General features: G+C 32.5%; 12 protein-coding genes. All 12 read left to right on the forward strand.

Translation table 11 applies throughout. The features are described from left to right. Nucleotides 1–52: 52 nt before the first annotated feature. The 12 genes from NYR17_RS04170 (at nt 53) to NYR17_RS04225 (ending at nt 15,453) form a co-directional block, all read left to right on the forward strand. Entirely contained in the window at nt 53–3,445 is a 3,393-nt protein-coding gene (locus NYR17_RS04170) for a hypothetical protein (protein ID WP_302506642.1), read from the forward strand. After that, complete coding sequence (locus tag NYR17_RS04175) at nt 3,446–3,688, forward strand: hypothetical protein (RefSeq protein WP_302506643.1); 243 nt, start codon at nt 3,446–3,448, stop codon at nt 3,686–3,688. 311 nt (nt 3,689–3,999) lie between these two features. Beyond that, nucleotides 4,000–4,311 carry a hypothetical protein gene (locus tag NYR17_RS04180; protein ID WP_302506645.1) on the forward strand — a complete coding sequence of 104 codons (312 nt, stop codon included), beginning with the start codon at nt 4,000–4,002 and terminating at the stop codon, nt 4,309–4,311. After that, a complete protein-coding gene (locus tag NYR17_RS04185) occupies nt 4,293–4,625 on the forward strand; it encodes a hypothetical protein (protein ID WP_302506647.1) in 333 nt (110 codons plus the stop codon). Before NYR17_RS04180 ends, NYR17_RS04185 begins: the two co-directional genes overlap by 19 nt. A gap of 98 nt (nt 4,626–4,723) precedes the next feature. After that, on the forward strand, nt 4,724–5,173 hold the full coding sequence (locus NYR17_RS04190; RefSeq protein WP_302506649.1) for a hypothetical protein: 450 nt from the start codon (nt 4,724–4,726) through the stop codon (nt 5,171–5,173). Next, complete coding sequence (locus NYR17_RS04195; protein ID WP_302506650.1) at nt 5,166–5,375, forward strand: hypothetical protein; 210 nt, start codon at nt 5,166–5,168, stop codon at nt 5,373–5,375. The genes NYR17_RS04190 and NYR17_RS04195 overlap by 8 nt, the downstream gene beginning before the upstream one ends. Beyond that, entirely contained in the window at nt 5,357–5,866 is a 510-nt protein-coding gene (locus tag NYR17_RS04200) for a hypothetical protein (protein WP_302506652.1), read from the forward strand. Before NYR17_RS04195 ends, NYR17_RS04200 begins: the two co-directional genes overlap by 19 nt. A gap of 16 nt (nt 5,867–5,882) precedes the next feature. Continuing rightward, nucleotides 5,883–6,059, forward strand: coding sequence for a hypothetical protein (locus tag NYR17_RS04205; protein ID WP_302506653.1), 177 nt, complete (start codon nt 5,883–5,885; stop codon nt 6,057–6,059). A 908-nt stretch (nt 6,060–6,967) separates the two neighbouring features. Continuing rightward, nucleotides 6,968–9,064 (forward strand): hypothetical protein, encoded by a 2,097-nt coding sequence (locus NYR17_RS04210; protein ID WP_302506655.1) that lies wholly within the window; start codon nt 6,968–6,970, stop codon nt 9,062–9,064. A gap of 11 nt (nt 9,065–9,075) precedes the next feature. Continuing rightward, on the forward strand, nt 9,076–12,324 hold the full coding sequence (locus NYR17_RS04215) for a T9SS type A sorting domain-containing protein (protein ID WP_302506656.1): 3,249 nt from the start codon (nt 9,076–9,078) through the stop codon (nt 12,322–12,324). Between the two features lie 4 nt (nt 12,325–12,328). Continuing rightward, entirely contained in the window at nt 12,329–13,693 is a 1,365-nt protein-coding gene (locus NYR17_RS04220) for a PKD domain-containing protein (RefSeq protein ID WP_302506658.1), read from the forward strand. Nucleotides 13,694–13,695: 2 nt separating this feature from the next. After that, nucleotides 13,696–15,453, forward strand: coding sequence for a hypothetical protein (locus NYR17_RS04225; protein WP_302506660.1), 1,758 nt, complete (start codon nt 13,696–13,698; stop codon nt 15,451–15,453). The last annotated feature ends 58 nt before the right edge of the window (nt 15,454–15,511 follow it).

The following is a 15,511-nucleotide window of genomic DNA, read 5'->3' on the forward strand; positions in this document are numbered from 1 at the left end:
TCCCTTTTGGTTATCTATTAAATTTGTTGGAGCTAAGAAAATAATCATAGTTTTGAAAAACCTCCTATACATATTATTTTTAATATTCAGTATAACTTTTGGTTATGCTCAGGAGATTGTTACCCAAGATTTACAATCTGCCAATGTAAACTACACCATCAAAGGAATAAAATATGATGAAAAAACCAAAAGAATCATCATCATAGGCGATGCAGGTGCAGGTAATGAAAGCGACAGAGGTTCAGGAGAAGACAGCCAAGAGGTACTACCAGGCGGAAAAGATTATACCTTTATCGACAAAGACGGAAAGGTTTGGGCAGTGAGTGAAGAGGGCAATGTTACCCAAGCAGGAAAGATGGCTCAAGGCGGAGCTTCTACCCCACAAAATACCGCCGGAGTAGATGCTAAAGGAAATGCAACGACTATCACAGCTGAAGGCATTAGAGTAACTTTTAAAAACAGTAGTGATTCCAAATACGCTTTTGACCAGCCTGCAAAAGCATTGAATAGTGATTATAAAAAGCTTAACGGAAAAGTAATTCCATTCAAAGCTGTAGAAAACAAAAAGACGGAACCCTTTATTGCAAGCGTGGAGATTACAGATAATAGTATATCTGCGGATAGTTTAATATTCAAAACTTCTAAAGGTGTACCGATAGATGCCAAAAAAGTAGGAAATGATTATAGATTGACTTTAAAAGGCTTATACAGCTATGCTACAGAACAAGTACAAGCAATCATTAAGCAAGGAGATAAATACCAAGTAGCTGGAGCGTTTAATTTAGTTCATATCTCACCTAAGACAATTAAGCTAAACCTCGTTCCAACGACAGGAGTAAGTATATCCAGAAACCAAATACAGAAAGTAAAAGATATCTATAAGAAAATAGCTATAGATGTAGATATTAGCGTTAAAGAAGCCTTTGACATTACGCCTTATTTAGTAAATGGAAAATTACCTTCGGAAGATGTCTTTGGGGATTTGTCTAGCTACAGCCCTGCACAAAATAAGGTAATTGAAGCCTACAAACAGCAGCGAGGAGTAGATTTGGCGTATTACATATTTGTAACGGATAGACCATCTTCCAATGGACAAGCCGGCTATATGCGATTGGGTGGGCAGTTTGGTTTTGTGTATGACCAACAGGCAAGAACCATAGCACACGAGCTAGGGCACGGAGCCTTGCGGTTAGAGCACCCATTTAAGGAGTTTAAGAATGTAGCCCAAGGAGAGGTGAAAAACCTTATGGACTACAATACCACCAACACAAATTTTATATACCCAGACTGGAAACAAGTAAACGACCCTAAGTTTAAGATTTATGCCTTCCAAGGGCAAGAGCAGGGGGAGTTTGATGAAATACATTTGACACCTAATTGGGAGCCATTTAAATTTTCAGGTTCAAATATTTATATTTCAGGAAGTATAAAAAAACCTAATGGAGCTGTACATGGTATTTATGTTTGCAAGAATGAAAATGACTGTTCTGAGTATTATTGGAAGAGCAATGGCGGGACCCCAGGATATTATACAGATGGTATTTCTAAACCTTTATCAATTATTTATCTTTCTCAAAGTGAAAAGAACAAAAATCCATCTATTACACTATTTTGGAATTATGGTAAGTGTGGTTATAATAAGACCTATTCAACTACTTGGGATTATATAAAAGATAAAAAAGGTTTTGATATAGCCAATGTAAAAGACGCAGGGAAAATAGTATATAAGGAAAAAATTCCTTGTATAGCAAATAATTCTGTAAACACTCAAAATTTAGAAGATACATGTGTTGGCAAAGATGTCTCTCAAATAAATAAAGGACATAATAGAATCTTAGAAAATTCTAAAAATTCAGATTTAATTGTAGAAACTATAAATAGTGTAGATATTTGTTCGTTAAAAAATCTGACTTATGAGGAAATAGAAAAGTTACTCAAAATTTTAGCAGATAACGATTCCATTAAAGAGGCAAAAGAAAAAGCTCTTTTACGAATTATTTCACAGATAAAAGTAGAGGATCTTGGTAAATTCATCAATTTTTTACAAGAAGAAAAAGGGGTTTTCAATAATCTTATAAATGGTCTTGACGATCACTCTATATTCTTTTGGGACGGAAATAACTACACAGGTTTTATAAATCTGCTTTTGAAGATGTATAAAAAAATGGAAGAAAATACATCTTTTAATGAAAAAATTTTCCGAGAAATAGGAAATACGAGTAACGAGCAAATTTTTAGTAGAATTTTGTTATTGGAACCTAAAGAAGGAAAGTTTCAACAACATTTGTTTTTTTCTGATTATGTAAGTTATTACCAAAGGGGTGAATATGATAGCACTAGTAATACCGTAATTATTTACAATAGAGAAAAGCGAATATCTTATACTTACACTAACTATGGCACGGCATCTACTGTAAGCGGAAGAGATGTTGAAAAAATAGGAGAAGTCTCTCCATTGGCACCTGTGTTGGTATACATACCAGATAACCAGATAGACATTGTACAAGAGTCATTGGTAGGAGTGGGAGATACTGCGAATTACTATATTGTTCCTGCTATATTTTTGCATTATTACTCTGAGAAAAAATTTCAAGACTTATTACAAAAAGGTATTATCACTACATTGGATGTAGCTACAATAGCTCTAAGTGGTGGCACAGCATTAGCAACCAAAGTACACTGGGTACGCCGTGCTTGGGCTTTGGCTGAAGTCGTAGGAGCTGCAGGGAACATTGCCGTAAATACAGAAATTATTGATGTAAATTCTAATTATGGCAAAGCCATAAAAGTCTATAACGATGCAATGAGCATTATTGGTCTTAAAAATTTAGCCAAGGGAGGCTATAACTTTGCAAAAAAATTACCAAATTTATTACAGAAAAGTGATAAAGTAAATTTACTTTCTGCTAAATATTTGGAGTGGAATAGTCTTATTACGAAGTATAAATCTCCTGAATCTTATATTAATTCAGAAGTTAGAAAAGCGATTGAGGAGCAAGGTACTATTTTGGGGCAATTAAGCGACAAGGTTTTAAGAGAATTTAACACTCCCGCTGAAATATCTCGATTCTTAAAAACAGATAAAAATGGTGCCTTCTTTTGGTCTGGTAGAACATCAAAAGGGGACGGAGTAATGGATATGGCTCTTGAAATTGCCCAAAGTAAAGGTGGTAATACCTTAGAAGGATTATTAGCAAAATATAATATTGATATGCCAATTTGGGATGCTAGTAACCCTGTCACAGTGAAAATTTGGGAAGATGTAAGTGCTTTATACGCTACACAAGTATCAGGCGAAGTAAGAGCTGTTTTGGGTAAAAATTTACGACCAGGGAATATTTGGGAAACAGTAGAACTTCCTAGACTTAAACAAAATCCTAATGTAACCAAGATAACCACGATTGATCCTGAAACAATGAAAGAAACAATAATATTCAAGAAATAAATGGAAATAATTACTTACTCTATCATTTCAAGAGGAGAAATAATCATACATTATAGTGATGATTTTATAAATACTTCAATAAGAGTTACGGGAGAATTGATATTCTCTCCTCCTACTTTTTATGTTGATTTAATAGTATTTGAAAAATCAACCAGTCTATCAAAAGATATAAAAAAAAGAATTATAAATTTTATTGAAAATGACAGCATAAAAAAAATAGGTACAAGAATAATATTTGACTAATTTTTTGAGACAACAAGTTTGCCAAGAATTTACCCAGCCAAACTAAAAAGCTTTTACAAGAAAATAAAGGGGTAAGGAGTTTATTAAAAGATTCTTATATAAAATTTAAATCGAATTTTAGTCGCTCTAAATCCTTAGGTGAATATGATGAATTAGATAATGTTGCAAAAGAAAATCTAAATAAGCAAGAACAAGTTTTAGATGATTTAGTAAATGAAACTAAAACAACTTCTGCTCATTTTTCACAACAACAAATTGATAATTATGTAATCAGAGCAACCAAAACGAATTCAAAGGGAAATAAGCAGGTAATGCTAGGTAAATATGATGGTGGTGGTGAAACTTCATATATCAAAAGAGCAGGCGATGATTACACATATTTCGATTTAGGTTCTGACGGTTGGGATGAAGCCTATAAAATTGTTATGAATGATGATGAAATGTGGAAAATTAATAAACAATTTTTAGATGAACAAAAATCGATTGGATGTAAATTTTATTATTCACATGATCCATATAAAGCAACTGGATTTATGTTAAGGGAGGTTGATTATATTAAAAATAATTTAAAAGCAAAAAAAATTGAAAAAATAAATTCAAATTTATGGGAAGTAATATGGTAAATAATGAAAAAATAGCTCCTGATTTTGGTATGGAGTTAATTAAGAAGCTTTTTAGCTCGGAGTTACCTAAGTTCAAACTTATTGATTCAAAAAATATGGGGTATTATTATTATGCTCAAATGTATGAATATAAAAATGTAACCGTTTTGCTAGGATGTGAAAGAGGGTATTTAGAAAGTATGTTTAAAATTAATGGGGAAGAAATGGATTTAAATTTATCTGAAAACCAAAAAATTCTTCAGCCAAATGAAGCCAATTTCCGTTTAATTTTTAATTTGATAAAAAAACGAATAATTGAAAACGAGATGTGTTAAATGTGTTGAATTCAGCGGGGCAGATTACCAAACGGTAAGTTAGATGCTGTGATTGCTAATTCTGAAAATTTTTCACACAACAATGATATAAATATAAAATGATGAATCCCTACAAAGAATCAATACTAAACGGAGAAACCAAGAATTTTTTATTAGGAAAAGGCAAATATTTTGTTTTAGATAGAGATTTTGGTGAACATGACATCACTGCAACATATATGGATATGTTAAATTTTGGATTAGAAAATAATGAGGATACTTTATATACTCAAGTTAATACTGATTTTATTAAAATACTGGAAGATATAAACTTAACTCTTGAAGACTATACTTATTTATTGGGTTTTATTCTTTTCTATTTTAAATATAAATATGTGTACAATAAATTAAAAAATGACTGGATTATACCTAAAAGATTAATAGAGAAAATTAATATAAAGTATATAGAATTAAAAAAGTTAAATAATGATATGTCAAATATTCTAAGAATAAATAACCTGATAAAACAGAATTATGGATTTAATATTTTAGTAGATCAAAATGATTGAAACAAATAAGGATTATATAAAATCGAATGCTCCAACTGATTTGAAATTTCAATATGGAGAAGCTGCCCCTTGGTTTGGAAGACAAGGATTAGGAGACCAAGTAAGATCAACTATTGATTTTAATGATGTAAGAATTAGAAAGTATATAGAAATAATAGAACAATTAGAATATAAGGATGGGAAATGGATAAAGATCAAATAAAAGTTATAGAAGAAATAACCACATTTCAATATATAAAGAGATGGGGAAAATTTCTTAAAACATCAGTGAAAAAATTTCTTAACGGAAATGAAGAAATGAGAGATTATTCTTTTGAGACATTGATTAAAGTTAAAAGTAATAATGAGGATATTACTATTGGAATATTTGGAGATTTTCAAGAAGTAATTACTAAAAGAATTTACTGGGAGCATTTTACCTATAATGAGGTAGAAGAATTTTGTAAGAAATTTGATTTATTTTTTGATAAAGATTTTAATTATCCTTCTGCTTCATTTGAGTTAAAAAAAGATAAATTAATAGCAACCTTATCCCTTAAAAAATCGAGTGTAGCAAATAATTATTTTATTATAATATATTATTTTGATGATGGTGAGAGTAGGAGAAATCCGCAACTTTATGTACACGGTATTTGGGAAATAGAGCTTTCGGAAGAACTTAAAAGAAAACTGTATTTAGAAATTTCAGATTAAAAATGCTCCAACTGATTTGAAATTTCAATATGGAGAAGCAGCTCCTTGGTTTGAAGAACTAGGAGGTGCAACTCAAATAAAATCATCCAAAGGTTTTCATCAAATACCTGAGAATATTGAAATATTAGAAAAATGGAAATTTGAGAATGGACAATGGAAAGAACTAAAATTAATTAATGGTGTATGGAAGTAGTTGAAATAAAACAAGCAAAAATAAATGGCAAAAATGTTTTTTTCCAATTGACTATTCGTTAAACATACATAATGGATTAATCGAGAACATTATAAACATTGAAATCGAAAATTTTAATTTACAACTTAGTATTGGTGCGGATAAAAATCTTAAACAAATCTGTAATTATAATGATTTAAGAGAGTTGTTCGGCGATATTAATTTATCAATCTCTAATTTAGAGAATCTGAGATTAAAAATTATTAATACAAAAAAATGGGGAGAAAAAATTATATACAATGAAGGGGCTAAAAGTTTATGTTTTAGTTGTTATTCTCTCAAAAATAAAAGTAATATTTACATAATATTTTTCAATACAGATGGAACCAAAGAAGTTGAAAACGTATATATACACGGGATATGGAGAATCATATAATGTCCCCCAAATCAGCTTGCCAAATTTAACTATGAGTATGCTTCACAATTAAAAAACACGCTATGCACTCGGCTCTCCGCCTTTGCTTTGTAGAAATAGAAAAATCACAATAAAAATCGCATTTTGTTACGAATTTATCAAAGAATGGCTCGTAGGAACGTAACTTTGCCTCGTAGGAACGCAAAAACGGCTCGTAGGAATAGAAGAATGCCCAGTAGGAACACAAGAATGGCTCGTAGGAATAGAAGAATGCCCAGTAGGAGCCCAACTTTGCCCAGTAGGGATAGAAAAATTGCAAGTAGGAACGCATTTTGTTGCGAATTTATCAAAAAATGGCTCGTAGGAATAGAAGACAAGATTTATATATTAGACAGCCGGCAAGTATTGCACATTTACAAAAGAGAAATGTAAACAACTTAGACCAAATTAAAATGGATATTTGATGGGCAGAAAGCCCCAGCAGATTTTAAAGAAAAGATGATAAAATAGAAAAATGATAAGAAAATATATACTAGCTGTAGTAGTACTGATAAGTGGTATAGCATTCTCTCAAAACAAAGAAGAGCAGAGGGAACCTCATATTCGCCTAAAGGTAGAGAGTAAGCAAGACCGCGTGTTATTGCGATGGGCGGTAGATGAGCCCGTTGCATGGCAAAAAGCCAACAAAATAGGCTTTGTGCTCAAAAGATATACGCTCATGAGAGACGGCAAACTACTGGAAAATCCTGAGGAGAAAAACTTAGGCATTTTTCAGCCCGCCTCAGAAGAAAAATGGAAAGCAATAATAGAAACCAATAACAATGCAGCCATTGTTGCCCAATCTTTGTTTGGGGATAGCTTTGAAGTAGAAGTGGGCAATTCACCAGATTTTCAGGGGATTATTAATAAATCTCAAGAAGTAGAGCAACGCTTTGCTTATGCCCTCATGGCAGCCGATTTGGATTTTGAAGTAGCAAAACTCGCGGGTTGGGGTTATGTAGATATAGCGGTAGCGCCTAATACACGCTATGTCTATACCGTGGAACTCAGCCCAAGGAACAATGCCCAAGCTTTGCAAATAGGAAAAGGCAGTGGTATGGCAGAGCTTTTTCCCCAAGAAGAAAAACTCCCCCAGCCCATAGATTTTATAGCAGTTTTTAAAGATAAAACCGTGAGTTTATCTTGGGATTATCAGCAATTAAGAGACCTCTATACCGCTTATTATATAGAAAAAGCCCAAGATGGGAAAAACTTTTCCCCATTGAGCAATCTCCCCGTCATGAATATGAATAATACAGAAAGGAAGGAAGCTCGTGGAATGTTTTATGTAGATTCTCTAACCCAGAATAATAAGCAAGTTGCTTACAGAATACGCGGTAAAACCATTTTTGGAGAATACGGGCCTTACTCCAATATCGTTTCGGGAGAAGGAATAAATAGATTGGAAAAGAGCCCCGTTATTACAAATTACAATATTGGAGAGAATGAAAATATTACCATTACATGGGAATTTCCTAAAGAATCAGAAAATGAAATTACAGCCTTTCAGCTCTTACATTCAGAAACAGATTTGCCAGATAGTTACCGAGCAGTAATAAAAGGAATACCAGTCAGCAAAAGAAAACTAGTAACCCAAAGCCTTTCCCCATCTAATTATTTTAGAATAGAAGCTATAGGTAAATCAAAAGAACACAGAGCCTCTTTTGCAATATTGGTTCAGCCCAATGACATTACCCCACCCAATACTCCCACAGACTTTAAAGGAGAAATAGATTCCTTAGGTGTGGTGCATTTAAGCTGGAAAGCCAATACAGAAAAGGATTTGGAAGGATATCACCTATTCAGAGGAATACAAAAAGGAGAAGAATTGGTGCGTATTACTCCACAGGCAATTACACAAAACACCTATCAGGATACGATAGCATTAGAAAGTTTAAACAGTAAAGTTTATTATTACATAACGGCAACAGATAGAAGGAAAAATCAATCTAAACCTTCGGTTATTTTAGAATTAGAAAAGCCAGATAAAGTAAAACCACAAGCCCCTGTTTTTACGGGTTATAAATTAGAAGAGAATGGCTCCATTACACTCAATTGGTTGAAGAGTTATAGTGAAGATGCCGCTTTGTATAGGCTTTATCGTAAAGAAAAATGGCAACCGGACACGAATTGGAAAATGATCTATGAGACAAAGAAAAAAGAGCCAAATTACAGCTATACAGATAAGGAGGTGGAAACCAATAAGAAATATGTGTATTATTTGCAAACCATTGATAAAAGCAACTTAAAATCAGACAAATCACAGCAGATAACTTTGGAAAGCAATCATTTTAAGCCAGAATCTGTATTGGGAAGCCTTACGGGTACACAAAACAGAGAAAAAAGACAAATAGAACTAATGTGGAAAGTAAACAGTAATAATATCGTAGAAATTGTAGTCTACCGAAAAAAAGGAGAAGAAACTCCAACATTATGGGGAGCGCTTGAAGGAGGTCAAAACTTTTTAGAAGACCCCTCGGTTCAAACAGGGAATACGTATACTTATTTACTAAAACCTATGCTAAAAAGTAATCAAGTAGCAAAAACTGAAAAAATAACTGTTGAATATTAAAGCATATTAGAATGAAAAAGATTTTACTTTTATTTATATTTTTATTACTAAGTTTTTTTACTTTGAATGCCCAATCATATAATTTAAGGATATATAATTATGATTTAGATACTTGGACAAAAAGGGGTAGGTGCGGTACTAACGAAGTGAAAATAAATATCATATTTGAAGGAGGAGAACACATGAATATATATTATGATGGATCTCCTAGAAAAAAGAAAGTAAAAGAGTTATTAAATTCAACTTTTAATAAGAAGATATCAAAAATAGAATTTTATGCTTTTATACATGGACACGCTCGACTGGACATTGGGAGTAGTTGTAATGGAAATTCTTCAAAAGTTGATATTATAGAAAGTATTCCTTATGGTGGTTGTGAACCCAATGGTATTATTAGAGGGCATAATGATAGAGGTAGTGCTGAAATCTCAGCAAGTTTTAATTACCAAGTTAATCCTATAATCAATATTAGTTCTGTGGATCCTAGATATAGTTCAATAGGATATAACGACACAAAAGAAATATCGGTAACTTCTGATTCTAAAGGTTTTAGTTCGGAGACTTATAATTGGGAATATCAAGTCGTTGATTCTAAATTAGGTGAAACACTTTCCGATAGTAATTGGAATAGTATGCCTTCAAATTTAAATTTTTCTGAAAAAATTGTTTTTACACCATCAAGTTTCTTACATATAAACTCTATAGGAAAAAGAATATATTTTAGGATTAAAGCTTGTAATAAACCGAGTAATTATATATGGTTTGATCTTTTAACTTCTGCACCCCATATCACTTCACATATTTCTAATAAGACCAAATGTTTTAACACAAGAGACGGGGAATTAACACTTCATTTTGATAGAAAACTTGACAAAGGAGAGACCTTATCTTTAAGTTTAAAGAACAAATTGACAGAAACTGTGGTTGTTAATAAAGACATTACCTCTTATTTACATTCAGGTACCTCCTATACACTTGAGAATTTACCACCTGGAGAATACAGATTAAATGTACATGGCACTTATAATGGAAATTCCACTTATACCGACGGAGAAAAGCATAGCATTGATTTTGAAATTGAAAAAGCAACACCGGTAAGCTTTCAATTATCATCCAAAACAGATGTCTATTGTTTTGAAGGAAACGATGGTGTAATTAATATAGAGGCAAAAGGAGGCACAGGAAAATATCAGTATTTAATAACAAAAGACGGAAAAAATTATTTAGACTGGACCGATTTTAATAATGCTAATAAAACTTCTATAAACGCTTTGTCAAAAGGAATTTACAAAATAAAGGTACGAGATACACATGAGTGTGTAGCCAGGGAGCCCAATGATTCGAGTCTAGAAAAAGAAATTGAAATTACGATCAGTCAGCCAAACGCTCCGATTAGTTTAATTGATAAAGAAATAGAAATTGTACAGCCTACGGGGTATGGATTAAGCAATGGCTATATTTCTGTCATGGTACAAGGAGGAACACCAAAGTCAGACGGAAGTTATCATTATGAATGGAGAAAAGATAGCCCTACGGGGACGCTCATCACAACTGGAATAACAACCAGAGTATCAAATGATTCTTATACCATAAAAATCAGTAATCTCACCGCCGGCAAATATTATCTCACTGTAAAAGATAAAAATTATAATGCCGCGACGGCTAAGCTAGGAAATTGTGGAATAGTATCGAAAGAATTTGAAGTAACTCAACCCGATCCATTGAAGGCAGAAATAGAAATATTACAAGATATTTCTTGTAATATTTCCAATGAATATCCTTTTAAGTTAGATTTAAATCAGAATGGAATTCCTGACAATGCAGAAGACGGAAAAATAGAAGCAAAAGTAACAGGCGGAGTAGGAACCTATAGCTATCAATGGCAGAAATTGGATAATGGTATTTTCATAGATATTTCTGGAGCTACGGCACCTGTTTTAAAAAACATTAAAGCAGGCACCTATAAAATATTAGTAATAGATAAGAATAAGAACAAAGTCGAAGAAAAAATAGTAACGACTTATCCACCTAAGTTTGAACTATCAATGTTTGCCAATTCCATTTCATGTAATAATGAAAGTAGCGGCAGAGTTTCGGTAAAAGCAACGGGCGGAACAGGGGCTTATTCTTATGAATGGAATACAATGGATGCCACTTCCGAGGTTACAGGGCTTAGAGCTGGAAATTATTTTGTACTTGTAACAGACGCTAAAAACTGTAAGATAAAGGGCGCTGCAGAAGTCACACAGCCAGATCAAATTGTGATTACGGACGAAGAAGTTCGTAATCCGATATGTCATAATGCTTCTAATGGATCTATTAAAATAAAAATTTCAGGAGGGACAAAACCCTATAAAATCAGCTGGTCTAATGGTGTAACGACAGAAGAAAACTCAAATTTATCCGCAGGAAACTATGTACTAACAGTTACAGATGCCAAGGGGTGTCAAGAAATAAAAGAATATAAATTAACAAATCCAGAACCATTAAGAGTCCATATTGGGGAAGATGTAACATTGTGTGCGGGAGACACTCAAAGATACGACGCAACGATAGATGATAAAGGAGCAAGTTATTTATGGAGAAATGAAAAAGGAGAGATAATAAGCAAATTACCAACAATAGAATTATCCGATGCAGGAGTTTACACTGTTACGGTTACGGATTCCAAGGGATGTATAGGGACAGATCGTGTTGTTATAAAAAAATCTAATGAGATATTAGAGCCTAAATTTATGCTTACGACTCATGCTTATACCGAATCCACCGTTGTATTAGTAAATACATCACCCAAGATGCCAGAAACTGTTGAGTGGCTTATTCCAGATAATTCTGCTGTAAGTGTAATAGAAAAGAATGAAGAATATTTAGAGCTTAAGTTTTCAAATACAGGTTCGTACAGAATAGGGTTAAAAGGAATGCAAGGGCAATGTAAAAAAACTTTCTACAAAGAGGTTGTCGTAGAAGAAAACTTGTCTGGAGTAGATTTATCTTCAGATAAAATTTCTAATATCACAGAATTTAATGTATCCCCAAATCCTAATGATGGAAACTTTAAAGTAATTGTAAAATTAGAGAAAGAAAATCCCATTAATCTGCGAATTATAAATATGCTCACTCAACAAGCATATCCTGTAATCACCAAGCCAAAATCAACCTATTTTTTAGTGCCTTACCATGTAACGCTGTCTACGGGGGTATATTTTGTTATTTTAGAAACAGGTAATGAATCAATGGTGAAGAAAATGATAATTAAATAAAGATATGGAAAAGAAAATAAATCGAAATAATTGGATATCAACACTCATTACATTGATGACATTTATAGTTATCAGTTCTTGTGCTAGAGAGGATAGTATTCCAGTAACAGCAGACTTTGATATAAAAGTTGTCAACGAAGATTATTCAGTACCTGTGAGAGTCGAAATAAAAAATAAATCAAAGGGAGCGGATACCTATCAATGGACGTTCGAAGGAGCTGTAACGTCTCATTCCAGCCAAGCAACCCCTAAGCCTGTAATTTATACAAAAGCAGGGATTTACAAAATTATATTAAAAGCATCCAATAAAGATGGTAATGAAGACAGAAAAGAGCTAGAAATCAAAATAGACGCCGCTATGAAGGTTGATTTTGATTGGATGATGCAAGGTAGTGATATTTCTCCAGTGACTTTACAGATGCAAAATAAATCATTAGGAGCGACTAATTATCATTGGGAGTTTGAAGAAGGACTCCCAGCACGGTCTAATCAACAAAATCCAAAAGTCGTTTTTAACAAAGCAGGAGAGCACAGTATTAAATTAACCATCACCAATGGAAGAGAAAGCTATACTGTGCAAAAAAGCATTATTGTAAAACCTGAAATGACAGCTGATTTTGATTGGTCTGTGGATTATATCGACAATGATTATCAGGCACCTGTAATATTACATTTAAAGAACAAATCAACACATGCTTTTTCCTATAAATGGATAGTTGAAGGAGCATCACCATCAATATCTGAAGAAGAGAACCCAAACATTCATTTTGCCAATGCAGGCAATTACACAATTATCTTGCAAGCAATAAATGATAAAGCGACTAAAGAGATAAGAAAACAAATCACCATACACCCAGATGTCAATTTACTTTCATTTAGTAATATTAAATTAGGTATCAATACAGCCCACAATACCATTGGTTGTTTCTTTTCCTCCAATTTAGGAAAAGTAATCAAAGAGAATGAAGTATCAGAAATATCTACGGATAAAATAGATTTTGGCTTTTTTGGCTTAAACACCTCTTTTACTTATAATCAATTTCTATCACCAGATGAAGTACAAACCACGTCGTTTAATAAGATACCTAATGCCATTCACACAAAAATAATTAATTCACAAGAGTTGGTGAAAATACAATTAAGCCCAACATTATTTGAATCGATTAAAACAGGAAAAGGCTTTAGTAGTATAAATATTACAGAAACAAATACAGGAAAAACGCCTTTTGACAGTACAAAGAAACCACGAGTAGTTTTATTTCAAACAAACGATGGAAGAAAAGGAGCAATACTAGTCAAAGATTATATTTCATCAGGAAGAGATTCATATATCTTAGTAGATATTAAAGTTCAAAAACACGCCCAATAATTATGAGGAAAAAATTAATTAAGTATTTTTTGATTTCATTTTTAATGATATTAGGAATAGCGATATGTAATGCACAAGAAGTTAATTTAGAAGGTTTAGGAAAAAGGGTCAAAGAAACCTTAGAGAAAAATCCATTCAAGCTTAGTGGAGGGATTTCTGCAAACTCAGTTTTTTACAAATCAAATGTTTATAGTGAGCGAGCTCCTTTTACTTATTTTTTGAATGGGAACTTAAATTTGGGAGTATATAACTGGTCTATGCCTATTTCATATAGTTTTACAAATCAAGGAGGGCAATTAGGATACGAAGTTCCCTTTAAATTTAACAGATTAAGTATAGCCCCTAGGTATAAATGGGTAAAGGCTTATATTGGCGATGCTTCCATGAGTTTTTCTCCCTATACATACAATGGGCTTTTATTTACGGGCGGGGGACTTGAACTTACTCCCAATATCCCTTTAAAAGTAGCTGTGATGGCAGGTAGATTGAACAAAGCCGTTGAAGACGATGAAAATTCTAATACGATTCCTGCTTATAAAAGAATGGGCTATGGGGCCAATGTTAAATGGGAAAAAGAAAAATATAAACTAGGAGTTATAGGTTTTTATGCGAAAGATGAAGTTAAATCTTTACAGCTTCAACCTGACACTAAAGGAGTCTTTCCTCAAGAAAACCTTGTATTGTCATTTACTGGAAAAATAAAAATGCAAAAAAATTTAGAGTTGTATGGGGAATATGCAAATAGTGCTTTAATTAATGATTTAAGGAATAATAACAAAGGCGGAGATAAGAAAGGAATAGCTTCTTTGTTTTTGCCAGCAAATACTAGTCTAGAATCTTATTCTGCTTATAATGGGGGCGTTAATTTAAATCTAAAAAAAGGAACTATTGGGATTAAGTATGAGAAAATAGATCCGGGATATAAAACATTGGGAGCGTATTATTTCAACAATGATCTTGAAAACATAACGCTTAATACTTCCTTTCTAATGTTTAAAGATAAAATTTCTCTAGCTACTAGTTTAGGGCGCCAACGAGACAATTTGGAAAATAAAAAGATTAAACAAACGAACCGTTGGGTAGGAGCCGCTAATCTTAATGTTCAAGCTTCAGATAAACTTTCAGTTACTGCGAGTTATTCAAACTTTACGATGTTTACAAATCATCAATTAAATCAGTTTAATATAATTAATAAAAATCCTTTACTCTTACAACAGCCTAAAGATTCTATTGAATATAAACAAATAGCCCAAAACACAAACATAAATATTAATTATATAATTTCCAGTACAAAAGAAAAGACTCAAAACATAAATATTAATTATTCGCTAAATGATATGGTCAATAAAGAAAATAATGTTGTGAGAAAAGGCGGATTGTCAAGATTTCATAATGCAAATATTAATTACAGTTTAGGCTTTCCTAACAAAAAATTAAATATGGCAGGAGCTTTAAATTTCACACACACTTATACTATGTCACAAACAACAATAATATGGGGGCCTGGGGTTACAATAAATAAATCTTTTCTAAAAGAAGATAAACTTAGAACCAACATGGGATTGTCTTACAATCAATCGAAAAACAAGAAAACAAATGCTAAGGTTTTAAATTTTTCTTTAGGGGCTAGCTACGCTCCTTGGAAGAAACATAATTTTAATCTTAATTATATACAAATGCTTAGAAAAACTGATCAGAAAGAGATTAATCCGAATTTAAATGAAATAACATGTACTTTTGGCTATAATTTTAATTTTTAATTAAATTTGGCAGTTTCCGACACCGTCCCAAAAAGTGAACAAACTAATAAAGTTATTC

The organism is Riemerella columbina (assembly GCF_030517065.1).
GTDB classification, from domain to species: Bacteria; Bacteroidota; Bacteroidia; order Flavobacteriales; family Weeksellaceae; genus Riemerella; species Riemerella columbina_A.

What these genes read in the sequence shown, in the direction of transcription:
- NYR17_RS04225 (WP_302506660.1), top strand. Translation starts at nt 13,696, where the DNA reads ATGAGGAAAAAATTAATTAAGTATTTTTTGATTTCATTTTTAATGATA.
- NYR17_RS04185 (WP_302506647.1), top strand. Translation starts at nt 4,293, where the DNA reads ATGGGAAGTAATATGGTAAATAATGAAAAAATAGCTCCTGATTTTGGT.
- NYR17_RS04215 (WP_302506656.1), top strand. Translation starts at nt 9,076, where the DNA reads ATGAAAAAGATTTTACTTTTATTTATATTTTTATTACTAAGTTTTTTT.
- NYR17_RS04190 (WP_302506649.1), top strand. Translation starts at nt 4,724, where the DNA reads ATGATGAATCCCTACAAAGAATCAATACTAAACGGAGAAACCAAGAAT.
- NYR17_RS04195 (WP_302506650.1), top strand. Translation starts at nt 5,166, where the DNA reads ATGATTGAAACAAATAAGGATTATATAAAATCGAATGCTCCAACTGAT.
- NYR17_RS04210 (WP_302506655.1), top strand. Translation starts at nt 6,968, where the DNA reads ATGATAAGAAAATATATACTAGCTGTAGTAGTACTGATAAGTGGTATA.
- NYR17_RS04180 (WP_302506645.1), top strand. Translation starts at nt 4,000, where the DNA reads ATGCTAGGTAAATATGATGGTGGTGGTGAAACTTCATATATCAAAAGA.
- NYR17_RS04220 (WP_302506658.1), top strand. Translation starts at nt 12,329, where the DNA reads ATGGAAAAGAAAATAAATCGAAATAATTGGATATCAACACTCATTACA.
- NYR17_RS04200 (WP_302506652.1), top strand. Translation starts at nt 5,357, where the DNA reads ATGGATAAAGATCAAATAAAAGTTATAGAAGAAATAACCACATTTCAA.
- NYR17_RS04175 (WP_302506643.1), top strand. Translation starts at nt 3,446, where the DNA reads ATGGAAATAATTACTTACTCTATCATTTCAAGAGGAGAAATAATCATA.